Consider the following 24,469-nt stretch of genomic DNA (forward strand, 5'->3'; position numbering starts at 1 on the left):
CTTGTATCGACAGCACTTTGGCATGGCGCAGATCCCCTTTTCATTAACACCCAATACGGAGTTTTTCTTTGGGTTAGCGCCTCATGTTGAGGCGCTGCAAGTGCTGCAAACGGCGCTGCAAACCGGTGAAGGCTTTATCAAGGTGATTGGTGAGGTCGGCACAGGTAAAACCCTTATCTGCCGTAAGTTGCTTAATGATATTCCCGCTAGGTTCCATTGCGCATATCTGCCTAACCCTTATCTCACGCCCGCTGAGCTGCGTTGGGCTGTCGCCTTAGAGCTAGGGCTGAAATATTCAGCCAATATCGATCAACAGCAGCTGACTAGCTTAATTCAGCAACAGTTGATTGCGTTATCCGCCCATGGTCATTCGATAATACTGGTGTTAGATGAGGCTCAGGCACTGCCTGATGACAGTCTGGAGGCGCTGCGGTTATTTACTAATCTCGAAACCGAAAGCCGCAAGTTATTACAGGTGGTGTTATTCGCTCAGCCAGAATTAGATGAGCGTTTGAGCTTGAAGCAGTTTCGTCAGTTAAGGCAGCGGATCACTTTTAGTTATCGTTTAAGGCCATTAACCATCGACGAAACAGCCGCTTATCTCACCCATAGGTTGCACATTGCGGGCTATCAAGGCACCGCGTTATTTTCACCCAGTGGCTGTCGGCGTATTGCCAAAGCGGCACGAGGGATCCCTAGATTGATCAATATTTTGTCTCATAAGGCGCTGTTATTGGCCTTTGGTGAAGGGGCGTCACAAGTGCAGCCTCGTCATATTCGCGCCGCCATTAATGATACTGAAGATGCGGGATCTGAGCTGCGTCGCCCACGTTGGTGGTTGGCGGGGGTTGCCACCTTATCAGTACTGTCTATCGCTGTGTGGAGCTGGTTGAGTGGGGCATTAGTATGAGTGTGATTAATACCATGCTCAAAGATCTCGATAAGCGCCAGCAAGCTCATTCGCTAGATACGTTACCCGTACCTGACATGCAGTATGTTGCGGCAGCACCGAATGGCTTTTCACGTCGATTACCTTGGGTTTTACTCCTGCTGTTGTCTGTGTGCGGCATGATAGGCGCCACTATCGCGTGGCAGAAGCTGATTGTATTAGCTCAAGATAAGACCCAGCTTGAGCAAGACTTACAACAAGCTCAGCGGTCGACAACAGAGTTAGTGGCACAAGAGCGTGCATTAACTCAGTCAGTTGAGCCAGTGCTCACAAACTATCAAAACGTGGTAGCAGAAAAGCCATTGCCGCAGCAGTCTGAAGTGGCCACCACGGAGATAAATTCCTCTTTATTGACGGCTAATGCCTCTACCCATGCCAAGACAAACATCAGTTCAGCAGCCGCTAATGGCGACGATGCAGGCATAAATGCTGATATTAAAAGCACAGAGCCTAAAAACACAGAGCTCAAAAACACCCTAACCACCAGAGATGTGAGTGATAGCAGTGCGCGCCAGTCTACAGAGGCAGACCCCAGCCCAATTGCAGGAGCGATGGCCGTCACAGAGGTTAAGCTAACGCCAGCGGCGCTGGCACAAAAGCGTTTTGCTTTAGGACAAACGGCACAAAATGAGGGGCAGCTTGCGCAGGCGCAAGAGTATTTTTCTGAGGCGATTCGCCTCGACCCTAGCCTGCATCAAGCTCGGCAACATTTGGCAGCGCTCTACTATGGCCAAGGGCGGCTCGGCGATGCCGACGATACGTTAGCGCAAGGACGAGTCTTATATCCTGAGCATGTTGATTATGCCCTGCTGCAAGCCAGAGTGTATGAGGCGTCGGGGGCAATAGATAAGGCATTAGCTGTGTTAACCACTATCCCGGATGAGCATGAACTCGCGGTGCAAAAGTGGACTATGCAGAGTCATTTAGCGCAGCAAGTACAACAGTTTACGTTGGCAGAGCAGAGTTATCGCCAGTTGGCGAGAGTCGAACCTAATCAAGCAAAATGGTGGGTGGGGCTGGCCTATGCACTCGACTCTCAGCAAGAATTTTTATTGGCTAAACAGGCGTATCGTCAGGCGTTGGCACTCAATGGCCTATCGGCCTCTGCCATTGCATTTATCGACCAGCGTTTAGCGCAGTTAGGAGATGTTGAGTGAAACCCAAGTTAAAAATGCGCTTAGGCGACCTGTTAGTACAAGAACACATTATTAGTGAAGAGCAGCTAATACAGGCCTTGGCGGAGCAAAAAAAGACAGGTAAAAAACTGGGGCGCACCTTAATCGACTTAGCTTATATCAGTGAAGAGCAGCTGCTGAGGTTTTTATCTCAACAGCTTAATATTCCCTTTTTAGATATCAGCCGCCGGGCGATCGCACCGCAAGTGATCAATTTATTGCCTGAGGTTCAGGCGCGCCGTTATCGTGCTTTGGTCGTTGAAGATCATGGTGATAGCGTATTGGTAGCCATGAGCGATCCGGCCGATCTGCAGTCGATGGACAACATAGAGGTGTTGCTTGCCCCGAAAACGATCCAAATTGCGGTAGTGACCGAAACTCAACTGCTGCACGCATTTGATAACCTGTATCGTCGTACTGGTGAAATTGACCAGATTGCGGGCAAGTTAGATGAAGAGTATGCCGCCGATGATCAATTTAATCTGGCCAGCTTGACCGATGACGACAGTGATAATGAAACCACTGTGGTTAAGCTGCTACAGTCTATTTTTAAGGACGCGGTGCAGATGCGGGCCTCGGATATTCATATCGAGCCCGGTGATAAAGTACTGCGCATTCGTCAGCGTATCGACGGTCAGTTACAAGAGCATACTCTGCCAGAGGTCAATATTGCTTCGGCTTTAGTGCTGCGCCTTAAGTTGATGGCCGGGTTGGATATTTCAGAGAAACGCTTGCCCCAGGATGGGCGTTTTCATATGGAGGTCAAGGGCCATAAGATTGATGTACGTATGTCGACTATGCCCATTTATCATGGCGAATCTGTGGTAATGCGTTTGCTTGACCAATCCGCAGGGCTGTTAACGCTTAATGAAACCGGCATGCCGCCCGCGATGCTGGCTCGGGTAAGGCAACAGATTAAACGTCCCCATGGTATGTTGCTGGTGACGGGGCCAACAGGTAGCGGTAAAACCACGACCTTGTATGGCATCTTAAGTGAGCTAAACACCGCCGACCGTAAAATTATTACTGTTGAAGATCCGGTTGAATACCAATTGCCTCGCATCAATCAGGTGCAGGTGAATCATAAAATTGGCCTCGATTTTTCTAATGTATTGCGCACCACGTTACGCCAAGATCCCGATATCATCATGGTGGGCGAGATGCGTGACCAAGAAACGGTTGAAATTGGCCTGCGAGGCGCACTTACCGGTCACTTGGTGTTATCGACCTTACACACTAACGATGCGGTCACTAGTGCGCTGCGCTTACTCGACATGGGGGCCGCCAGTTACTTGGTGGCCAGCGCACTGCGGGTCATTATTGCTCAGCGTTTGGTACGCCGCGTGTGCGAGCATTGCGCGCAGCCCTTTGATATGAACGCTCAAGATAAAGTTTGGCTTAGTTCGGTAAGTCGACGTGACTTCTCCCAAGTAAATTTGCGTATTGGTACAGGTTGTCAAAGCTGTGGTGGCAGCGGTTATCGTGGCCGCGTGGGGGTGTTTGAAATTTTAGAGCTCGATGATGCCATGATTGAGGCGATGCGCCGTGGTAATCCGCAAGATTTTGCTGCTGCAGCTTATCTTAGCCCTAACTTTACGCCGCTGGCCGAATCGGCCTTTGATTATCTTGCCCAAGGGATCACCACCATAGAAGAGGTGGCTAAGTTGGTCGAGGAGGCATCCGAGACCAGAATGCCGCAGGCGAGTGAAGTGCATAGCCATCAGGATAGGGTGTAACCATGCCAGTTTATCAGTATCGTGGGAGAGACGCCCAAGGCAAGGCGGTGACGGGACTACTCGACGCCGTGTCGGCGAGCGCCGCGGCCGACCAATTAATGTCGCGCGCGGTGATCCCTCTAGAGCTGATTGAAACTAAACCTAAGCGTGACTTTAATTTAGGAACCCTGTTTAAAGGCAAGGTAGGGCTAGATGAGTTACAAATTTTTACTCGGCAGATGTATTCATTAACCCGCTCGGGGATCCCCATCTTGCGCGCCATCGCGGGTCTGTCAGAGAGTAGCCATTCACAGCGGATGAAACTGGCGTTAAAGGACATTTCAGAGCAGTTGACCGCCGGTCGCCCCCTGTCGTCGGCGATGAATCATCATCCCGATGTCTTTGATGCGCTGTTTGTGTCGATGATCCATGTGGGAGAAAACACGGGTAAGCTCGAAGATGCTTTTATTCAGCTCTCAGGTTATATCGAGCGCGAACAAGAGACCCGCCGCCGGATTAAAGCCGCGATGCGTTATCCCATTTTTGTGTTAATCGCCGTAGCGTTAGCCATGGTGGTGCTTAATATTATGGTGATCCCTAAGTTTGCCGAGATGTTCTCTCGTTTTGGTGCCGATCTGCCCTGGGCGACCAAATTGCTGATCGCTACCTCGAACTTTTTTGTCAATTATTGGTATTTATTATTGCTGGGGCTACTACTGGGTTTTGTTGGGATCCGCTATTGGCATAACAGTGAAAAGGGTGAGAAGCAATGGGATAGATGGAAGCTCAACATCCCCGCGGTGGGCAGCATTATCGAGCGTTCGACGCTGTCACGTTACTGCCGCAGTTTTTCGATGATGCTCAGTGCTGGTGTGCCTATGACCCAAGCGCTCAGTTTAGTTGCCGATGCGGTCGATAACGCCTATATGCATGACCGCATCGTGGCGATGCGTCGCGGTATTGAGTCGGGGGACTCTATGCTGCGGGTGTCTAATCAGAGCCAGTTGTTTACCCCGCTAGTGTTACAAATGGTGGCGGTGGGTGAAGAGACAGGACAAATCGATCAGCTCTTAAACGATGCCGCCGATTTTTATGAAGGGGAGGTCGATTATGATCTCAAAAATCTCACCGCAAAATTAGAACCTATTTTGATTGGGATTGTCGCAGTCATAGTCTTAATTTTGGCGCTAGGAATTTACTTGCCGATGTGGGACATGCTCAATGCGGTCAAAGGGGGTTGAAAAATGAGGCAACGGACCTATATTCGTCAGGCATTGGGTCGGTGTTAGATGCAGCGCCAACAGCTCGCCGATAGTGAACTAATACAGCTTTATGGCAAGATAATCGCCATAGTGGTGTTGTTGATCATCTTAACCGTATTAGCCTTTCGCTTTATGGGCGGTGTTGAGCAAGTCTCTAGCCAAGGGCTGAAAGTTGAACATACCCGATTAGTGAATGTGCTTGCTATGGTGCGTTCCCAGTGGTTAAGCCAAGGCCGACCCGACAGTTTGTTGCTGAACTGGTCGACAGGTGAGGCGAGCCCCAGCGTTAAGCAGGAGCCGCTACTGCTAAATAGGCAAGGGTTGCCAACGCTTAAACACGCTGACGAGGCGGGATGTTGGCAGTTGTGGTTGCAACTGCTGGGGCCCAAACCTAACCGGGTCGATGTGATAGTTGTGACAACCGATAATGGACCAGCATGTGAGTATGTTAGCGGCAATGGTGACAAGTTAAGTTATCAGCTCAATAGCGGACGAGTAAGCTGGAGAAATAATGACTAAATATCGAGATATCAATGGTTTCTAATTTTTGAGTAACTGTTAGAATTAGCGCCATACACCATAGAGGCAATAAATATGAATATGACCACCAAGATGGGACGACTAAAACAGCAAGGATTCTCGCTTATTGAGTTAGTTATTGTCATCGTGATCCTGGGCATTTTAGCGGCAACCGCCATCCCGCGCTTTCTTAATGTGACCGATGATGCCGAAGATGCCAGTGTCGACGGTGTCGCTGGTGGGCTTGCCACCGCGGTGAGTTTTGTGCGTTCACAGTGGGAAGTCGATGGTCGTAATGTGAACAGTGTAGTGCTCGATGGTACCACTATTTCAGTAGACCCACGCTTTGGTTTCCCAACCGGCACAGCGTCTAGCGCCTCCGACGTTACCGACGTCACCCAGATGAGCGATGCCAGTTGCCAAGAGGTGTTTAAAGCCATATTACAAAGCCCACCGCGTAATGTGCTTTATACCCAAGATGCACGTAATCAAAGATTTACCGTGAGAGTGCTAGACGGTAGTGGTGGCAATGCGGTCGATCTCAATGGTGACGCGGTCAGCAATATCGATGTGTGTGTCTATCATCAGGTCAATTCATTGGCTTTGGATCAAACCACGGGTATAGCGACCCCAGCTCCAGATTTAGATGTGGGTAAAGGGATCACTTATAACCCCGCTACAGGTGCGGTGGTGAGTTTCACTCGTTAATACCATTAAGCTAAGCCGTTTATATCAGTTTATTATTTTTTGAACAAAGGAAACGTAGTATGAAAAAACAACAAGGCTTTACGCTTATTGAGCTTGTCGTCGTGATTATCATTTTGGGTATCTTGGCGGTTACCGCCGCGCCTAAGTTTATCAACTTGCAAAGTGATGCACGCGCCTCGACATTAGAAGGGGTAAAAGGTGCACTGCAAGGGGCGAATGCCTTAGTCTACTCTAAGGCTGCGATTCAGGGCAAAGAGTCTAAGCCTACTGAAAAGGTAATTATTGATGATAAAGGTGATACTGATGCAGATAACGATATTAAGGTGAATGCGGTATACGGCTACGTAAATAATGCATCAGCCGATCTCGTTAAGGTGCTCGATATTGATACCACTTCAACATCGCCTGAATGGGTCATTGTTGACTCTCCTAACGTTACAACCGAGATTGAGGATGCGATAATCATCCACCCAGGTGACAAAACCCCATCAGCCACAGTAAAATGTTGGGTTGAATATAAGCACCCTGCAGCTAAAGGTGCAGCGCCTACCTATAAAGTTGAAGATTCAGGTTGTTAATTAAGGAATTACAGATAATGAACAAGCAACAAGGTTTTACCCTGATTGAATTAGTGGTGGTGATTATTATCTTAGGTATTTTAGCGGTCACCGCCGCGCCTAAGTTTATCAATCTGCAGAGTGATGCGCGCGCATCGACCATCGCCGGCTTAGAGGCGGCGCTGAAAGGGGGCGATAGCCTTGTCTATTCCAAGTCGCTGATTGCCGGGAATGAAGCTTTAGCCAGTACTGAGACCCCTGCGCCTAAAGTTACCGTTGCAAAAAATAAAGAGGTAAACTTGAACTTCGGTCACCCTACTCCAGTATGGACCGGCAGCTTAGAGCATGTTTTGGATATCGATGTATCTCTTGAGTCACCTGACGATGAGACTACGGAGTGGGTTTATTTGGAAGTCGGTGCAGAAAAGAGCATCTATTTTTACCCTCAAGGGCAGAATAGCCCTAAAGCAGCTGCACCGGATACTGGCGCTTGTTATGTCAAATATGAAAATAGCGTAACAGATACTGACGGCACCTTAGCCATCACCAGTGTGACCACGGGTTGTTAATAAAACACCCAATGAAAAGGCCTGCTTAGCAGGCCTTTTTTGTCACTGTTTTTTTATGCGCATCATTTTTACCAAGCTGTGCTAGAAATATCTGAAATGAATAGTATTATTTGCCATACTCATTAGGTTATTAGAAAATATAACGCTATCAGCGGCTTGTGGGCGGAATATCAATGGGAAAACAGCAAGGCATTACCCTTGTGGAGCTAGTGACCACCATCATGTTGATTGCCATCTTGTCTGTGGTGGTGTTGCCACGGTTTTTTTCTGCTAGCAATTTTAGTGCCTTCACCTTAAGAGATGAGTTTATCGCCGAGTTGCGACGGGTGCAGTTGATGGCGATGAATAATCAAGACCGTTGCTATGGCGCCAATGTCGATAGCAAGGCTTACCGGATGATGATCTACCAAGAGGATTGCAGCAGCGTTATCGTGACAGGTACAGCGCAAGCACTGCCCAATAACACAGCATTAAGCCTTAATGGCCTGTCGGTATTTGCGCTGCAATTTGCCCGTGATGGCAGTGTCCCCGCATGCAGTCATGGTTGCGATATTAAGGTGAGTGCCGATGAGGTGTTAACGCTTACGATTGAAAGTCAGGGCTATATCCATGGTCGCTAACCCTTACCATCGCAGTTATTTTATTCGCCGCCTAGGTCATCATGGAGCGCAAGGCTTTACCTTAATCGAATTGGTGGTTGGCATGTTAGTGCTTAGCATCGCCTTGGTGATGCTATCGACCATGCTGTTTCCCCAGGCCGACCGCGCCGCCGAGACCTTGCATCGCGTGCGCTCGGCCGAGTTGGCCCATTCATTACTCAATGAGATTTGGGGCAAACGTTACGATCAAAACAGCAACCCTAATGGCGGCGTGCCAGCATGCGGCGCCGCTGCACGTTCCGATTTAGGCCTTCCTGCTGGAGATGCATGCACCGACGAAGTTGATTTTGGCGCAGCAGGCTTAGCGCGCAATGCTTATCGCGATGTCGACGATTATCATGGCTTGACTCAATCAAACCAGATGCTGAACGCCTCCCGAACCTATGCCGAGGAATACCTCAACTACCAACTGTCGGTCAGCGTGACTTATCCTTATAGTGATAAAAATAGCAAGCTGGTTACGATAAATGTGACCACTCCAAATGGTGAAGTGATCACCTACAACGCGCTGCGGAGTAACTACTGATGCACAATCGCGTCCTAAGTGTTCATACCCGCCGCCAGCACTCTGGATTTACGCTGGTTGAGATGGTGACTGTGATCATTATCTTAGGGATTTTAGCGGTCGGAGTGAGCAGTTTTATCGTGCTGGGAACCCGTATTTTTATTGAATCGACTTCGGTCGATCAGGTGTTGAGCCAGAGCCGCTTTGCCATCGAACGTATGACCCGTGAGCTGCGTAACGCGCTGCCCAATAGCATACGCGTCACCCCAGCATCGACCACTTACCAGTGCATCGAATATGTGCCTATCATGAGCAGTGCCAGTTACCTGCAACTGCCTATCGCGCCGGGTGAGGCTGCCGCTAACGGCAGTATCATGCAGCCATCACAAGCGATTGATGAAACTCATAAAATGATGGTATATCCGCTAACGGCAGCGCATGTTTATGGCGCAACGCCTGCAGAGACAACAGGGCGCATGTTCGATATTAAGCAGGTGAACGGCAGTTTGGTGGAGTTTCACCGCGCGGTGCGCTTTGATGAAGCGTCGCCGCAGCGGCGCTATTTTACGGTAACAGGGCCCGTCAGTTACTGCTTTTTGGCCAGCGGCGAGGTGAGGCGTTATAGCGGCTATCATTTTAGTGTCGCCCAGCCTAGCCCCGCACAGATGGGAGCTGGTGTATTGATGGCCGAAAATGTGGTGAATAATGTTGCCAGTGACGCGCCCATCCGTTACACGCCTGGAACCTTAATGAATAATGCGGTGGTGCAATTAAGCCCACTATTTGAGGTAAACGGTCAAACATTTCAATATCAGCACCAAGTGCAGGTGATCAATGTCCCCTAAGGTTAACCCCATAATACCATCGACCTTGAGCGCCCAGCGTGGTGGCGCCTTGGTGATCGGTTTGTTTGTCATCACAGTGATGTTTTTACTGGCGTCGGCGCTGATCAATGTGGTGCAAGATGCTGACGATCAGGTGAATTTAGAGGTGCTGGGCACTCGCGCTTTTGCCGCAGCTAACAGTGGCGCCGATGTGGCGCTAGCACGCTTATTTCCGCTAGATGCGAGTGCCGGAAAATGCGATTACAGCGCCCAATCTTGGACCCCACCGAATGTGGTTGGCTTTCAGGGGTGTCGCGTCCTGCTTGCGTGCCGTGCGACCGATTACAGTGGCACAGTGCAGCACCTCATTAGCAGTGAAGCTACCTGCTCCGCAGGGCTATGTGACGGCGATAATTGCATGAGAGTTAACCGTAAAGTGGAGGTCGAGGCCCGTGATTAATAAATATCTGTTAGCGGCTTTAGGTTACATCGTCTTAGTTCTTGTGAGCTTTTCGTCGCTAGCATTCGATGTAATAGACGAAAGCGTTGTTTTCCCCAGCGTAGCTCAGGGGCATCACGGTAGTAATAATAACTTATGCCATCAAATTACTGGCTATCAGCTGAGTATAAATGGTACGGGTAAGATTAATGGCACAGGTGGTGCATCACTTGATTATTGCTCTGTTAACGATGGCTCAGGTTTATCCTTTCAAAGTTGTGACGACAGCATGGGCGGGGATAGGAAGTGTACCATTGATGGAACCGATATTCGTGGCTTGAAGATGAGCGGTTCCAACCGCTTTCGATATAGTAATGGTGTTAATGGCTTAGGTTATTGTAAGAATGGCGATCAGCTAAGCTTAGGTTTTGACGGTCAATCGCAGTTCGGTTCAGTTTCTCTGTATTCTCAATGTACATTAACCTTATCAGCGTCTCAATCTGAATATCGTTTTGCTAACATCGCCATGGGTAATGGTGCCAAACTCATTATTCCTGCAGGAGACTATTGGATTGAAAATTTACAATTAAATCAAAATGCCGAGCTTATCCTCCAAGGTAATGCGCGTTTATTTATCGGTAACTCATCGGAATTAAATGGTGCGAAGGTTAATGAAGCCAACGGTGCTGCTTTGACTATAGTTGCCTATGATGATTTTACGCTTAATAGCGGCACTTTATTAAACGGGAAACTTTATAGTGATGATATCGTCACGGTAAATGGGTTATCGACTATTAACGGTGCGGTTACCAGCCGCTATTTAAGGATGAATGGTGGCACGATCAACGCAGGGATTAAAGCTGCTTCTTCTCAATTACAATTCGGTAAAGCTACCTCTACAAATGTTGTTTTTGACACTCCGTTTGAGTCAGGAGTGACTCCTCTTATTTTTGTAATGCCTATGATTGATGGCAATGACCCCCAAAATGACGGCCCAGCATCGGTTTTTGTAACTCAAGTAACCAGTAGTGGATTTACTTGGCAACAAAGGCAGCCTGTTGGCTCAAGACAAATATCTCAGCAGATGACGGAGGTTCATTGGATCGCCGTTACTGCGGGTGAACATCAATTATCTGATGGGAGCTACATTGAGGCTGGTACTGTCAATGTTAGCACTCCTTCTTATGGAAACTCAGAGAATTATCAACAAGTATCGATGAGCAGACCGTATGACGTAGTACTCAATCAAATTCAATCTACTCAAAATAATTGCTGGTTGACGAGTACGGCGAAATGGAACAACAGCAGTATCTCTGTCGGTATTGATGTATCTGAAGCCGTTAATGCGGGTAGTGGCAATGGCTTTGGAAATAAACGATGTCAGCCTGAAAATATTCAGCTCAATAAGCTTAATGCTGAGAGAGTGGCTTATTTAGCCCTTAAAACTGGTAACGGTATTATTGAGTTAGGTGGGAAAAATGTTCGTTATCAGTTTGGTTCGGATGCTCAAACGATTAATTTAAATAGTACGGTCGATTTGGCAATACAATGTAACTACCTTACATCATTGATTGGATTCGAAAATGAACCAACCGTAGTTGCAGGAAAACATTCTCGTAATGGTAATAATGGTGGCTGGTTGAGGCGCTGTCAATTAACCAATACTCAAGTCAGCATGGTAACAGATGAGGATCAGTATCAAGATAGTGAGCGCAACCATATAGCTGAAATATATGGTTTTGTGGCATTGGAAGTCATTGACGATACTCCCCAGCTTGGGTGCTTTAAAGATGATTTTAATCGCCAAGATCTCGGCAGTGATTGGGCAATTAAAACACTAGGTAGTTCGGTGCCGCCTGCGATCAATTCACAGCGGATGAGGATTACTCCAGCGAGTGGCAATCAGGCGACATCGAGTACTTTTCAGCGGTTATTCCCGGCAGAAAACAACTTAGTTCAAGTTGAATTTGATTATTTTGCTTGGTCACCTTCATCAGGTACCGGCGGTGATGGTGTAGCCATTATTTTGTCTGACGCTGCTATTACACCTCAACCTGGCAGCTTTGGCGGTTCGTTAGGATACGCACAAAGAGATGACGGAACCCCCGGATTTGCAGGGGGCTGGATAGGCATTGGACTAGATGAGTATGGCAATTTCTCTAATCCTAATGAAGGTAAACGTGGTGGCCCCGGGTTTAGGCTGCAGGCAGTTGCTATACGTGGTTCAAATAATAGTGGTTATATGTACTTAGCGGGGACTAGAGCCAATATATCCCCAACAATTGATGCGAGAGGAACCAATAGCGCTAAGCCTAATCATAGATATCGAATTACGGTTGATTCTAGGCAGGCTGACAAGGCACTGGTTCTGGTCGAACGGGACATTAAAGATGGTAATGGCTTTCAGGTATTAGTTCCTCAATTTGATGCGAGAAACATTAATGGTCAAGGCGGTGTCCCTGCAGATTTTTATCTGTCTATTACGGGGTCAACTGGTGGCGCTAATAACAATCATGAGATTGATAATTTTGAGGTTTGTGCTCTTGATTCTCGACCTGTGGGTCAGCAGGTGCATCATTTTGAGTTTGATTACTCGAGTAATCCATTAACCTGTAATCCTGAGTCGATGACGATTCGGGCATGTCGCAATGCCCAATGCGATCTGTTTACCGATCCGGTTACAGCGACTCTTTTACCTGCCAATATGACCAATGGTGGGTGGGTCGGTGGCAATATTGTCACTATAAGCAATGGAATTGGCACTGTTAGCTTAAGATCCAATACCACAGCTCCGGTCACCATTGGCGTCAGTAGTTCGTCGCCATCAACCATTGCGGGCAGCAATACTCTTTGCCGTAAAGGAAGTGGAGATTTAGATATCGCGAGTTGTACGCTGAGCTTCGCCGAGAGTGGCTTTGTTTTTGACGTGCCAGATGAACTCTCTAATAAGCCTTCAACCAATATTTTAGTTAAAGCAGTTAAGAAAGATGGTGAAAGTTTGCAATGTGTCCCCGCTTTTACAGGAGGTAAAACCGTTGATTTTTGGAGCGATTATATCACTCCAAACAGTGGTTCCTTGCCTGTAAAAGTAACTGTCGCGGGTATTGAAAGTCCAGTCGGTAAGTCGGTTGATAAAGCAAAAGAGCTGACGCTTAGCTTTGATGACAAAGGGCAAGCGATTATTGATGTCAACTATGCCGATGCCGGTGAGATGCAACTAAATGCCCGATATATAGGCAGTGGCGACGAACAGGGGTTAGTGATGAACGGCAGCAACAAGTTTGTCCGTCGTCCTGTGGGTTTATGTATCGATTCAGAGGCGTGCAGTGATTGCAGTGTATCTGGGCCTGTTTATAAAAAAGCCGGTGAAGAGTTTGATATGACGGTAAAGGCAATGGCATGGGAATCTGACAGCGATGGCGATATTTGTAGCGGCAATGCGCTGACGCCTAACTTCACCTTAAAGGGGATAGCACTAACCCATGAGTTAGTGCTTCCTACCATTGCAGATGGTGGTGCGAAAGGCTCATTGGGATTGGATGTGTATGAGCAAAAATCTGGAAGGCAGACTGTTAAACAGTCAGTTTCTGAAGTCGGAGTATTCAAGTTTTCGGTGATACCTAAACCTAACAGCTATTTTGGTTATAGTATCCCGGGCGCGACGAGCGGCAAGATGGGGCGTTTTACGCCTTACTATTTAACCGCCACCCCAGTGGAGCCATCATTACAGAGTGCTTGTGGCAGTTTCACCTATATGGATCAACCGTTTGGCTTTAAGCCTGGGCTAGAACCGCGTTTATTGGTTATCGGTAAAGATAAGCAAGGTAATGAAACCAAAAACTATCAGATTGGTGATTGGTGGAAATACTCTAATAATTGGGATAAGCGGATATTTAGCAATACCGTAGGCTCATCGTTACCGCCCTTAGCCGAGGTCAATGCTGGAGAGGTGCGTTACTTGCCTGGCAATAGCAATATTGCGCGTTCGGCTTATTTGCTCAACAGCTCGCTCAGCTATAATCGTAGCCCAACGCCGATTGCGCCGTTCGATGCCTTGCTAGAGCTACAACTATCAAGCGATGATGTTAAAGATAGCGATAATATTTGCTATCAAACCAACGCAAGCACCAGTTGTAGCGGTATCAACTTTGATGACATCGGTCTCAATGATGATGTGCAATTACGTTATGGCCGTATGGTGCTAGATAATGGCTATGGTCCTGAGTCCGAGAGCCTACGTTTGCCGCTGCGCGCCGAGTATGTCAGCAGCGTTGCGCCAACAGGAGAAGCCACTTGGGTGACTAACAATTTAGATAACTGCTCTATCTATAATACTCAAACCTCAGCTGATGTGAGCGAGGTGTCAACGACTGGCTTATATATGCAGCCACCGACGGGATTTCCTGAGCTGAATGGCTACACCAGTTCAGGCTTAACCTTACAGAACACTCAGCTCAGGCTAGGCAATGGCTTTATCTATTTTTCTATTCCAAACAAAACGGGTGAGGTGCCGCTAAAGCAGCATGTTGAGCCTTGGTTAAAATGGTTTTGGGATTACGATGGTGTTTCGCCAAGTAACTTGTATGACCCACGCACAAGCGCTTACTTTGGCACTTATCGTGGTCACGATAAGGTGATATTTTGGCGTGAAGTGCATTAAGCTCATGGCCACTGGGTAACGGCTGTCGTTGTGCACTGTACAGGCATAAATGGCCGCAATAAGGCGCGTAATTCTGCCGCTAACGTCACTTATGATGCAAACCTCGCAGATGAACAGATATTTATGGTGGGATCCGCATAATATCCTTGTGGAATCGGGGGGCGATTGATAAAGTTACCTGATTTTTCTTTTTCCGACTCCACTGAGACAGGCTGGTTACATGTTCAAGAAGCTGCGTGGCATTTTTTCTAACGATCTTTCGATCGATTTGGGTACGGCTAACACCTTAATTTACGTTCGCGAAGAGGGCATAGTGTTAAACGAGCCTTCGGTAGTGGCTATTCGTGGCGAACGCGGCAGCAGTGGGCAAAAGTCTGTTGCTGCGGTAGGCACAGAAGCCAAGCAGATGCTGGGCCGTACACCGGGTAATATTCAGGCCATTAGACCAATGAAAGATGGTGTGATTGCCGATTTTTATGTCACTGAGAAAATGCTGCAGCATTTCATTAAGCAAGTGCATAACAACAGTGTTTTCCGTCCAAGTCCACGAGTGTTGGTATGCGTACCTGTTGGCGCGACTCAGGTGGAGCGTCGAGCTATTCGTGAATCGGCGATGGGGGCGGGTGCTCGTGAAGTTTACTTAATTGAAGAGCCTATGGCGGCGGCAATTGGTGCCGGCCTTCCGGTATCGGAAGCCACAGGTTCTATGGTTATCGACATTGGTGGTGGTACTACCGAAGTGGCGATTATCTCGCTAAATGGCGTGGTGTACTCCTCTTCTGTGCGTATTGGTGGTGATAAGTTTGATGATGCCATCATCAACTATGTGCGTCGAAACTATGGCAGTCTCATTGGCGAAGCTACCGCAGAGCGGATCAAGCACACCATTGGTACCGCCTACCCTGGTGATGAAGTGCTGGAAATTGAAGTGCGTGGCCGTAACCTTGCTGAAGGGGTTCCGCGCAGCTTTACACTTAACAGCAACGAGATTTTAGAAGCGTTGCAAGAGCCGCTGTCTGGCATAGTGAGTGCTGTCATGGTGGCGCTAGAGCAGTCGCCTCCTGAATTGGCATCAGATATCTCTGAGCGCGGCATGGTGCTTACCGGTGGTGGTTCACTGCTGCGTGATCTTGACCGCTTATTGATGCAAGAAACCGGAATCCCAGTGATGCTTGCCGATGATCCACTAACGTGTGTCGCTCGTGGTGGCGGAAAAGCATTAGAGATGATCGATATGCATGGCGGCGATCTCTTTTCAGAAGAAAGTTAATTCGATTTAATACAGGCAGCTTAATGCTGGCAACCCGGTTAGGTGAGTTTCTTCGCCATTTAACCACATGGCTCGATTTACGTCGTTGTTCAGGTTGTAGCAGCTAGCTGCCTTAAGTGTGTTATGAAACCCATTTTTGCGCGCGGTATTTCAAATCAATTCAGGCTAACATTGGCAATCATCTTGTCGGTGATGCTGCTGGTGGCTAACGACAGGCTAGAACCTGTACGTCAATCCATCTCTTCCATTTTAAGTCCTTTACAATACATAGCTAACATTCCAGGTGTGCTACTCGACTGGTCGGCAGAGAGCTTAGCGACCCGCAATATGTTGGCTAAACAAAACAAAGAGCTGTTACGCCAACAACTGCTAATGAGTGAACGTCTGCAACGCTTTGAACACCTGCGCCAAGAAAATGATCGCCTGCGCTCCCTGCTGGGGTCTCCTGTGCATATGGATGCCAAAAAGGTGGTCGCAGAGGTGATGGAAGTGGCCAGCGACCCTTATCGCCATTATGTGGTATTAAATCACGGTGCTCGCAGTGGCGTGTTTGTTGGACAGCCCGTGGTGGACGCTCACGGGGTCGTGGGTCAAGTGGTGGAGATTAGCGAACTCACTAGCCGAGTGTTATTGATCTCTGATGCCACCCACGCTATCCCGGTGCGAGTGACTCGCAATGATGTACGCCTGATGGTACAAGGCACGGGGGAAATTGACGAACTGGAGTTACGCCACGTCGCTAAGAGTACCGATCTTAGAGTTGGCGATCTCTTAGTGTCATCCGGCTTAGGTAAGCGTTTTCCCGAAGGATACCCTGTCGCACGGATTATTAGCGTCGATAATGACGATGGCCAGAGCTATGCCACCGTCACCGCTCAACCTCTGGCGGCATTAGATAGGATCCGTTATTTACTGTTGCTGTGGCCCGATGGTAACGCCGTGCTCAGCAGCGTTGAACTCGGCAAGCCTGACGCCGCTGCGGTAGAGGTAACTCCATGAGTATGCATGTTCCCAACGGCCGCTGGGTCGTATGGTTAAGTTTTTTGGTGGCGATGCTGTTTCAAATCATGCCGTTACCTAACATAGTAGAGGCCTGGCGACCCGATTGGATCTTGCTGGTAATGATCTATTGGGTGATGGCGTTGCCCCATAGATACAATATCTTATCTGCGTGGATCTTAGGCGTACTGCTGGATATTTTACTCGGGGCACATTTGGGTATTCGAGCCTTGTCGATGTCATTAGTTATCTATGTGGTGGTATTGAATTTTCAGCGCCTGCGCACCTTCCCCATGTGGCAACAAGCCCTAGTGATTGCCTGTTTGGTCTGTTTGCACCATCTGGTGGTATTTTGGGTCGAGTTTGTGGTTGATGTGGCCAGTTTCGATGTCAGCCTGTTTTTACCTGCCGTATCGAGTTTAATCATTTGGCCTTGGGTCTTTTGGGTGCTCAGACGGGTGCGGCGTATCTATAAAGTGAGATAAATATGACATTAGTATTAGCCTCAGCTTCTCCGCGTCGTCGCGAATTATTAGCCCAAATTGGCATGGCCGATCCCGAATTTCGTTTTGAAGTATTAGCCGCCGATATCGACGAGAGCCACCAAGCAGGTGAAACTGCTGCCCAGTTTGTACAGCGTCTCGCGGTGGAGAAGGCTCAAGCTGGTTTGGCACTTTATGGCCAGTCACCCGCAGTGGTATTGGGCTCTGATACCATAGTCGTGCTCGATGGACAGATCTTAGGTAAACCGGTAGATGAAGCCGATGCCGAGCAGATGCTGCAACAGTTGTCAGGACGCGAGCATAGCGTGATGACGGCGGTCGCCGTGACCGATGGGGCTAAGACGCTAGCGAGTCTCGTTGAAACTAAAGTGCAATTTTGTGGCCTAACACAACAAGATATCCTCGCGTATATTGCCACCCAAGAGCCGATGGATAAGGCCGGGGCCTATGGCATACAGGGCCTAGGTGGGTGTTTTGTCGAAGCGATACAAGGCAGCTATTCGGCGGTTGTTGGCTTGCCCTTAGTGGAAACCAAAGCCCTGCTGCGCAAGATGCAGGTATTATAATTTTGAACTAATTAGCTGTAGTGTTGAGAATAACGCTAACGCCTAAATCAAGAGTAAGTGAGTAGTCATGAGCCACATTGTCAAAAACAGAGTGCAGCGTAAGATTGGTTCTGAGTTATTGATCAATGTGACGCCGACCGAAGCCCGAGTCGCCCTCGTCGAATATGGTATCTTGCAAGAGGTGCATATCGAGCGGCGGATGAAGCGCGGCTTGGTTGGCAATATCTACAAAGGCAAAGTTAGCCGTGTATTACCCGGTATGCAAGCCGCCTTTGTCGATATTGGCTTAGATAAAGCCGCCTTCTTGCATGCCTCTGATATCGTTCCCCATACCGAATGTGTTGCCGATGTTGAAAAAGGCAACTTTGTGGTGCGCGACATTGGTGAGCTTGTTCGTCAGGGGCAAGATATTATGGTGCAAGTGGTGAAAGATCCCTTGGGCACCAAGGGGGCGCGTTTAACTACAGATATCACCCTGCCTTCGCGTTATTTAGTTTTCATGCCGGGTTCAAGCCACATTGGGGTGTCGCAGCGCATCGAGTCTGAAGAGGTGCGCGCGCGCCTAAAAGGGTTAACCGAGCCTTTTGTCGATGAAGATGGCGGTTTTATTATCCGCACCGCCGCCGAAAATGCGGGCGAGCAAGAGCTAGTACAAGATGCCGCCTTCCTGCGCCGAGTGTGGGGTAAGGTCAGCGAGCGCCGTAAACGTCCAGGTGTGGCCCTGTTGTATCAAGATTTAGCGTTACCGGTACGCATTGTGCGTGATTTTGTCGGCACCGAACTGGATCAAATTCAGGTGGATTCGGGTCAGACCTATGAAGAGTTACTGCAATTTGCCCAAGAGTTTATGCCGGAGATAGCCGATAAGATTGAGCACTATTCGGGTCGAGTACCTATTTTCGATCTTTATGATGTCGAAAATGAGGTGCAGCGCGCCCTTGGGCGCAAGGTCGAGTTAAAGTCTGGTGGCTACTTGATCATAGATCAAACCGAAGCCATGACAACGGTCGATATCAATACCGGCGCGTTTGTCGGCCATCGTAATCTTGAAGAAACCATCTTTAACACTAACCTCGAAGCGACCCATGCCATTGCCCGCCAACTGCGGCTGCGTAATTTAGGGGGCATTATCATTATCGACTTTATCGATATGCTTAATGAGGATCACAAAAAACGGGTATTAACGACCCTAGAAGCCGCCCTAGCGACCGATAGAGTAAAAACCAATATCAGTGGTTTTTCTGGTCTTGGCCTAGTCGAGATGACCCGTAAGCGTACCCGTGAAAGTTTAGAGCATGTGCTGTGTGGCGAGTGCCCGGTTTGTTTAGGTAAAGGCACCTTAAAGACGGTGGAAACCGTCTCTTATGAAATTTTCCGCGAGATTATTCGCCTCAATCGTGGCTATGATGTGGATGAGTTTTTAGTCTATTGCTCACCGGCAGTGCACGCCAGTTTAACCGGTGAAGAGAGTCATTTAGTGGCTGAATTGGGCGCCTATATCGGTAAACGATTACGTTTGCAGAGCGAGCCTATGTATGCTCAGAATAAATTTGATGTGGTGATAATGTAGTGTCACGTTCATTTTGTCCCCGCACCTTTGGTCGTTTATGCTGGCAGACGCTAGCGATTATTTTAGTGGTGTTTGCCCTTGGCGTAAGCTTATTTCGAGGCTTGCTGCCAAAGCTGGATCAGGTGCGTCAGCAGCTGGTCAGCTATATCGAACAAGAATACCAAGTCTTAGTTAACGTGACCGAACTCACCGCCGAATGGCAAGCGTTTGGGCCGGCGATGACGGTTAAAAACTTGGTGCTTCCACCGCAAGGCAATTTACCCTTTACCTTAATCATCAATGATGTGAATGTGAAACTCGACTTTTGGCAAAGCCTAATGTCGGCCTCACCACAAATTGAGAATGTGATTTTTGAAGGGGTGCAAGTCGCGCTCGATCTTGACCGATTAAATGCGGCGGCTGCCGAACCGAGCGGGCCGCGCCCCAATACCGATTGGGTATATAAGTTGCTGTTAGAGCAGCTCGATAGGTTTGCCATTACAGATGTTAAAGTGCAGCTGCTCAGCGATGGGCATCAATATCCGCCTATTCATATCAATAATTTACGCTGGCGCAATCGTGGCGACTCTCATCGTGGCCAAGGTCAATTGTTTCTCGACAGCGGTGCATCCGAGGTTGAACGTTTATCGCTCAGTGTCGAGGTTAATGGTGACGGGGGACATCCCGAAACACTCCTGGGCCAAATCTATTTAGCCGCCAACTCGTTAGATCTTGGCGAGTGGGCTTCAAGACAAGTTAACCCTTACGATAAAAGCCATGCTTTGCCGTTAGAGGGAGTGGTAAATTTGCAGGCGTGGGCCAGTTTTGCGCAGCGGCAAATCACGTCGGCCACAGTGGCGTTTAACCCAAGTTGGCTGCAATGGCAGCTCAAAGGGGAGCAACAGAAATTTGAGATCCAAGCGGGACAATTTAACTGGTTGCCCACAGACCAAGGTTGGCACCTATCGAGTAGCGATTTAGCCTTTGCCACAAATCAGCGGCCGTGGCCTCAGTTACATGTCAGCTTGAGTCAGCGTGGCGAGCGTCTGCAAGGGGCGATAAACCGGCTCGACACCAGTGTATTGCTGCCGCTACTTCCTTTACTGCCAGGCATGGAGTTGGCTGGGCTGTATACCTGGCAAGGGATGTCACCCAGTGGAACCATTGTCGATGCGCGTTTTGAATATGAGCTCAATCAAGATGCGCCCGCGCTGCGTTTCTCTGCCAAGGGGCAGCAGTTGGCCTGGCAATACGCACAAGGGATCCCGGGTAGTGGTCCAATTGATGTCGCACTTGGGCTTAATGGCGATGACCTGTATGTGTCGTTACCTAAGCAAGATTACCGTATCGATTTTGATAGCGGCTTTGCTGAGCCGCTGACATTAAGTGGTGAGCCTATAGCGCTTAAGTATGATATGGATCAGGCGGCGCTCATTGCTCCGCGTTTACAATTTGCTAATGCCGATTTAAGTCTCGACGCCGCCCTAAAAATGCAGTTTGCTGAGCAGGCGCACTTGAGCCTGCTGGCCGATGTGGTCGTGAAAGATGCCGCCAATGCACAGCGCTACTTTCCACAACATGGTATGAGTAATGCCTTAATCGACTACCTGACTGGCGCCATCAAAGCTGGTCGCAGTGATGATGCCAAGGTGTTATGGCATGGTGCCTTAGCCAACTTTCCCTATGACGATAACAGTGGTGTATTTCAGGCGGGGTTTTCCCTGCAGCAGGCGCGTTATCAATTTGTACCCGAGTGGCCCGAAGTGGATGCCTTGAGCTTAAGCGCGCTATTTGAAAATGCGGCCATGGATATCTGGGTCGAGAAGGGCAAACTACTCGATGTTGTCGCCGACGGCACCCATGTGGGCATTGCTCGTATGGGTGATAATACCGTACTAACGGTGAAAAGTGATCTGCATACCCATGGCGATGCGGCCAAAGCCGTGTTGTTACAGTCGCCGTTAAGAGACAGTGTTGGCGCCACGCTTGAGGTGGTGCAAGTGCAAGGAGAGGTCGACGCTAAGCTGGATCTGACCATTCCCTTGTATGATGGCGGTCAAGAAGAGATTCGTGGCAGCGTAACCTTTAATCAGACGCCTGTGTATATCACTCAGCCCGGCGTACAACTGAATGATGTGACTGGTAACATATATTTCGTTAATGAGGTGGTCACGGGCGAGGCCATCACGGCGCAGCTTTTCGACCAACCCGTCTCTTTGACTTTCGATACTGGCGAGCTTAACCATAATTACGGTTTAAATTTGGATATGCAAGGCAGATGGCAGCTCGATGGCCTATCGCCGATGCTAGATAATCCTCTGAGTGATTATTATCAGGGGAACCTTGATTGGCAGGGCGCGTTAACATTGATTTTCGACCCCTTGGGTTATCGTATGCAGGCGCAAGTCACCAGCGATCTACAGGGGGTTAGCCTGACGTTGCCGGGTGACTTTTCGAAAAGTGCCCAGAGTAAGAGAGCATTATCGATTGAACTTATCGGCGATAATAAGCAATCGTCGCTTGGGGCTAAATTGGGTGAACAGCTCGAATTTTGGGGTGGCTTCAATGAACAATCGGCCGGTCAATTAGCCCACTTTGATCTGCTGCTGGGGCGCACCTTTAAACCTGGAGACGAATTACGCCGTAATAAAGGCCATCTGCAACTGGATCTGTCCGAGACTGATTTTGTGCAGTGGCAACCCATCATCCAAGGATTGATAGCGGATGTTCCTGCCAGTACCGATGACATAGAAACGGCCATGGCCAAGGCCTTAACGCCAGCCGCCGCATCCCCAGATGGTGTCGATGGGATCGAGGATGAATCGGTGAATCGCGGGTTCTTCCCCGCGTTAATCTCTCTCGATGGCAACATAGATAAATTACTGTTATTTGGTCAACCGCTGACCGAATTGGCGTTGCAAGGCCACACCACAGAGCATGGCTGGCGTTTTGAGGCACAAGCCAAAGAGTTTTTAGGTCGCATCGATTTTTATCCCGATTGGGCCACCCAAGGTATCAAGGTGGTTGCTAGCCATTTCGATTTTGCGGTCGCGACTCAAACCGATCCCTCGGCTGCACATTTTGCTCAAGCCAAAGTCTTGAGTCATTTACCCCCCTTAGCTATTGATATCGATGAGTTTAGTTTTTTTGAAAAGCCCTTAGGTCATCTAGTATTGCAAGCCTCACCCGAAAATGGCGATTATCACATTCAGACTATCTCGCTCACGACTGAGGGGAGCACCTTTAAGGGGAAAGGCGCTTGGCTGAATAGCCAACAGCAAAATCGCACCGAGTTTGATTTAGATCTTAAGGCTAGCACCTTTGATGAGGTGTCAGAACGTTTAGGCATAGATGCAGGGCTTAAAGAATCGCCCGTGGCGCTGCAAGCCCAATTATCTTGGGCTGGGGCGCCCTATGCATTTTCGTTAGAAACCTTAAATGGCCAAGTTAACTATCAGCTAGGTAAAGGGCATCTGTCGCAAGTCAGTGACAAGGGGGCGCGGATTTTCTCGCTGTTTAGTTTAGACTCTTTGCTACGAAAGCTGTCGCTGGATTTTTCCGATGTGTTTGGTAAAGGCCTCTATTTTAATTCGTTTACAGGCACATTAAAGATCGATAATGGCGTGGTTAAAACCACAGACTCGGAGATGGATGCCGTGGCCGGTAATATGCGTGTACGTGGTTATACCGACTTGACCACCGAAAGCTTAAATTATGATATTCGCTTCGTACCGCAACTGGCCTCCAGTGTACCGACTGTGGTATTACTGAGCACTGGCGGTTGGACCTTAGGCTTGGGGGCATTTGCCTTGACTAAGGTGCTTGAGCCTGTGATTGAGGTGATTTCCGAAATTCGCTTTAGGTTAACCGGCACTATGTCAGAGCCTAAGCTCGAAGAACTCGAGCGTAAGAGTAAAGAGATAGAGATCCCAGAATCTGTGCTGCCAGAACACCTGCGTAAGAAAGTGGTGCCCGCGTCGACACCACCCGCATCACAAAAGCCCTTAGTGCCAAAAGAGGCATCACCAAGCGCATCGCCAACGCTCAATCAAGGCGAAACAGCGGTTGAAACCAACGCCGCAGGGGTTGAGATCCCACAGCCCGCGGTTGAGGTGCGGCCAGAGTTTGATGAGTCGCCCAAACCGATAAAACAGCAGGGCAAACTCCCTAGTGCCCATTCGACCCGTGATAACAAGGAGCCAGTGTATGCAGGTCAGCTTATTACAATGTCAAAGCAGTCGCGATGTCAGCGAGAATCTTCAATTTATCGACGAGCAGCTTAAGCTATTAGCGCCGACCGAGCAGCCACATCTGGTGGTGCTCCCCGAGTGCTGTTTGTTGTTTGGCGGCCATGAAAGCCAGCAGCTCGCCTATGCAAGTGGTGATCTGCACAGCCCACTGAAGCAGGCGTTATCACAAAAGGCGGCGCAATATGGGGTTTATCTGGTGGCCGGCACGATACCGATTTTAGCCGATGATGGACGGATCTACAGCCGCAGTTATCTGTTCGATGATAAGGGCGCTACGTTAGGCCACTATGACAAGCTGCACCTGTTTGATGTGGATGTGGCCGATGGTACTAAAACCTATCGCGAGAGTGAGACTTTTTGCCCGGGAGAGCGTATCACTGTGGTTGATACTCCTTTCGGTAAAGTCGGTATGGCGATATGCTACGACCTTAGATTTGCCGATCTGTTTCGTGCCATGCGAGAGATGGGCGCCGAGATTATTGTGCTTCCGGCGGCGTTCACTAGCGTCACGGGTAAGGCACACTGGCAGCCCTTGCTGCAGGCACGGGCGATAGAAACCCAATGTTTTGTCTTGGCTGCGGCGCAGTGGGGGCAACACAATCAGGGCAGTCGCGAAACCTGGGGCCACAGTTGTGTGATAAACCCATGGGGTGACATAGTGGCACAGAAAAATGAGCAAATCGGTTGGCTGTCAACGACTATCGAACTGGATGAGCTAGCGCCCATTCGCCGCGCCATACCAGTGGCTAAACATAATCGGTTTAGCGTGCCTAAGCTCAGATCTTAAGCGA

20 protein-coding genes are annotated in these 24,469 nt (G+C 48.9%); all 20 read left to right on the plus strand.

The window, feature by feature from the left end; all coding sequences use genetic code 11:
• Window position 1: 1 nt before the first annotated feature.
• The 20 genes from DN599_RS00415 to DN599_RS00510 all read left to right on the plus strand — a co-directional run bounded on the left by DN599_RS00415 (window position 2) and on the right by DN599_RS00510 (window position 24,465).
• A complete protein-coding gene (locus DN599_RS00415) occupies window positions 2–910 on the plus strand; it encodes an ExeA family protein (protein ID WP_110455695.1) in 909 nt (302 codons plus the stop codon).
• Window positions 907–2,106 carry a tetratricopeptide repeat protein gene (locus DN599_RS00420; RefSeq protein ID WP_110455696.1) on the plus strand — a complete coding sequence of 400 codons (1,200 nt, stop codon included), beginning with the start codon at window positions 907–909 and terminating at the stop codon, window positions 2,104–2,106. The genes DN599_RS00415 and DN599_RS00420 overlap by 4 nt, the downstream gene beginning before the upstream one ends.
• Entirely contained in the window at window positions 2,103–3,860 is a 1,758-nt protein-coding gene (locus DN599_RS00425) for a GspE/PulE family protein (RefSeq protein WP_110455697.1), read from the plus strand. The genes DN599_RS00420 and DN599_RS00425 overlap by 4 nt, the downstream gene beginning before the upstream one ends.
• Window positions 3,861–3,862: 2 nt before the next feature.
• Window positions 3,863–5,080, plus strand: coding sequence for a type II secretion system F family protein (locus DN599_RS00430; protein ID WP_110455698.1), 1,218 nt, complete (start codon window positions 3,863–3,865; stop codon window positions 5,078–5,080).
• A gap of 48 nt (window positions 5,081–5,128) precedes the next feature.
• Window positions 5,129–5,620, plus strand: coding sequence for a hypothetical protein (locus DN599_RS00435; RefSeq protein WP_110455699.1), 492 nt, complete (start codon window positions 5,129–5,131; stop codon window positions 5,618–5,620).
• A gap of 75 nt (window positions 5,621–5,695) precedes the next feature.
• The gene (locus tag DN599_RS00440) at window positions 5,696–6,328 is read left to right on the plus strand and encodes a type II secretion system protein (RefSeq protein WP_275425995.1); all 633 of its coding nucleotides are present in this window, start codon (window positions 5,696–5,698) and stop codon (window positions 6,326–6,328) included.
• Window positions 6,329–6,387: 59 nt separating this feature from the next.
• On the plus strand, window positions 6,388–6,906 hold the full coding sequence (locus DN599_RS00445; protein WP_110455700.1) for a prepilin-type N-terminal cleavage/methylation domain-containing protein: 519 nt from the start codon (window positions 6,388–6,390) through the stop codon (window positions 6,904–6,906).
• A 17-nt stretch (window positions 6,907–6,923) separates the two neighbouring features.
• Window positions 6,924–7,454, plus strand: a complete 531-nt coding sequence (locus DN599_RS00450) for a type II secretion system protein (protein WP_110455701.1) — start codon at window positions 6,924–6,926, stop codon at window positions 7,452–7,454.
• A 173-nt stretch (window positions 7,455–7,627) separates the two neighbouring features.
• Entirely contained in the window at window positions 7,628–8,074 is a 447-nt protein-coding gene (locus DN599_RS00455) for a pilus assembly FimT family protein (protein WP_110455702.1), read from the plus strand.
• Window positions 8,064–8,639, plus strand: a complete 576-nt coding sequence (locus DN599_RS00460) for a type II secretion system protein (RefSeq protein ID WP_110455703.1) — start codon at window positions 8,064–8,066, stop codon at window positions 8,637–8,639. The genes DN599_RS00455 and DN599_RS00460 overlap by 11 nt, the downstream gene beginning before the upstream one ends.
• Window positions 8,639–9,463 (plus strand): PilW family protein, encoded by an 825-nt coding sequence (locus DN599_RS00465; RefSeq protein WP_110455704.1) that lies wholly within the window; start codon window positions 8,639–8,641, stop codon window positions 9,461–9,463. Before DN599_RS00460 ends, DN599_RS00465 begins: the two co-directional genes overlap by 1 nt.
• Complete coding sequence (locus tag DN599_RS00470) at window positions 9,453–9,902, plus strand: MSHA biogenesis protein MshP (protein WP_110455705.1); 450 nt, start codon at window positions 9,453–9,455, stop codon at window positions 9,900–9,902. The genes DN599_RS00465 and DN599_RS00470 overlap by 11 nt, the downstream gene beginning before the upstream one ends.
• The gene (locus DN599_RS00475) at window positions 9,895–14,541 is read left to right on the plus strand and encodes a DUF6701 domain-containing protein (protein ID WP_110455706.1); all 4,647 of its coding nucleotides are present in this window, start codon (window positions 9,895–9,897) and stop codon (window positions 14,539–14,541) included. Before DN599_RS00470 ends, DN599_RS00475 begins: the two co-directional genes overlap by 8 nt.
• A gap of 220 nt (window positions 14,542–14,761) precedes the next feature.
• On the plus strand, window positions 14,762–15,811 hold the full coding sequence (locus tag DN599_RS00480; protein ID WP_110455707.1) for a rod shape-determining protein: 1,050 nt from the start codon (window positions 14,762–14,764) through the stop codon (window positions 15,809–15,811).
• Window positions 15,812–15,934: 123 nt separating this feature from the next.
• Window positions 15,935–16,810, plus strand: coding sequence for a rod shape-determining protein MreC (mreC, locus tag DN599_RS00485; RefSeq protein WP_239473193.1), 876 nt, complete (start codon window positions 15,935–15,937; stop codon window positions 16,808–16,810).
• Window positions 16,807–17,295 carry a rod shape-determining protein MreD gene (gene mreD, locus DN599_RS00490; RefSeq protein WP_110455708.1) on the plus strand — a complete coding sequence of 163 codons (489 nt, stop codon included), beginning with the start codon at window positions 16,807–16,809 and terminating at the stop codon, window positions 17,293–17,295. Before mreC ends, mreD begins: the two co-directional genes overlap by 4 nt.
• Before the next feature lie 2 nt (window positions 17,296–17,297).
• Window positions 17,298–17,879, plus strand: coding sequence for a Maf family protein (locus DN599_RS00495; RefSeq protein ID WP_110455709.1), 582 nt, complete (start codon window positions 17,298–17,300; stop codon window positions 17,877–17,879).
• A 67-nt stretch (window positions 17,880–17,946) separates the two neighbouring features.
• Window positions 17,947–19,449 carry a ribonuclease G gene (rng, locus tag DN599_RS00500; protein WP_110455710.1) on the plus strand — a complete coding sequence of 501 codons (1,503 nt, stop codon included), beginning with the start codon at window positions 17,947–17,949 and terminating at the stop codon, window positions 19,447–19,449.
• Complete coding sequence (locus DN599_RS00505) at window positions 19,449–23,711, plus strand: YhdP family protein (RefSeq protein WP_110455711.1); 4,263 nt, start codon at window positions 19,449–19,451, stop codon at window positions 23,709–23,711. The genes rng and DN599_RS00505 overlap by 1 nt, the downstream gene beginning before the upstream one ends.
• Entirely contained in the window at window positions 23,635–24,465 is an 831-nt protein-coding gene (locus DN599_RS00510; RefSeq protein WP_110455712.1) for a carbon-nitrogen hydrolase family protein, read from the plus strand. The genes DN599_RS00505 and DN599_RS00510 overlap by 77 nt, the downstream gene beginning before the upstream one ends.
• Window positions 24,466–24,469 lie beyond the last annotated feature (4 nt).

The organism is Shewanella algidipiscicola (assembly GCF_900380485.1).
GTDB lineage: Bacteria > Pseudomonadota > Gammaproteobacteria > Enterobacterales > Shewanellaceae > Shewanella > Shewanella algidipiscicola.

What these genes read in the sequence shown, in the direction of transcription:
- mreD (WP_110455708.1), top strand. Translation starts at nt 16,807, where the DNA reads ATGAGTATGCATGTTCCCAACGGCCGCTGGGTCGTATGGTTAAGTTTT.
- DN599_RS00455 (WP_110455702.1), top strand. Translation starts at nt 7,628, where the DNA reads ATGGGAAAACAGCAAGGCATTACCCTTGTGGAGCTAGTGACCACCATC.
- DN599_RS00420 (WP_110455696.1), top strand. Translation starts at nt 907, where the DNA reads ATGAGTGTGATTAATACCATGCTCAAAGATCTCGATAAGCGCCAGCAA.
- rng (WP_110455710.1), top strand. Translation starts at nt 17,947, where the DNA reads ATGAGCCACATTGTCAAAAACAGAGTGCAGCGTAAGATTGGTTCTGAG.
- DN599_RS00480 (WP_110455707.1), top strand. Translation starts at nt 14,762, where the DNA reads ATGTTCAAGAAGCTGCGTGGCATTTTTTCTAACGATCTTTCGATCGAT.
- DN599_RS00510 (WP_110455712.1), top strand. Translation starts at nt 23,635, where the DNA reads ATGCAGGTCAGCTTATTACAATGTCAAAGCAGTCGCGATGTCAGCGAG.
- DN599_RS00440 (WP_275425995.1), top strand. Translation starts at nt 5,696, where the DNA reads ATGAATATGACCACCAAGATGGGACGACTAAAACAGCAAGGATTCTCG.
- DN599_RS00450 (WP_110455701.1), top strand. Translation starts at nt 6,924, where the DNA reads ATGAACAAGCAACAAGGTTTTACCCTGATTGAATTAGTGGTGGTGATT.
- DN599_RS00430 (WP_110455698.1), top strand. Translation starts at nt 3,863, where the DNA reads ATGCCAGTTTATCAGTATCGTGGGAGAGACGCCCAAGGCAAGGCGGTG.
- mreC (WP_239473193.1), top strand. Translation starts at nt 15,935, where the DNA reads ATGAAACCCATTTTTGCGCGCGGTATTTCAAATCAATTCAGGCTAACA.
- DN599_RS00495 (WP_110455709.1), top strand. Translation starts at nt 17,298, where the DNA reads ATGACATTAGTATTAGCCTCAGCTTCTCCGCGTCGTCGCGAATTATTA.
- DN599_RS00470 (WP_110455705.1), top strand. Translation starts at nt 9,453, where the DNA reads ATGTCCCCTAAGGTTAACCCCATAATACCATCGACCTTGAGCGCCCAG.
- DN599_RS00465 (WP_110455704.1), top strand. Translation starts at nt 8,639, where the DNA reads ATGCACAATCGCGTCCTAAGTGTTCATACCCGCCGCCAGCACTCTGGA.
- DN599_RS00445 (WP_110455700.1), top strand. Translation starts at nt 6,388, where the DNA reads ATGAAAAAACAACAAGGCTTTACGCTTATTGAGCTTGTCGTCGTGATT.
- DN599_RS00460 (WP_110455703.1), top strand. Translation starts at nt 8,064, where the DNA reads ATGGTCGCTAACCCTTACCATCGCAGTTATTTTATTCGCCGCCTAGGT.
- DN599_RS00435 (WP_110455699.1), top strand. Translation starts at nt 5,129, where the DNA reads ATGCAGCGCCAACAGCTCGCCGATAGTGAACTAATACAGCTTTATGGC.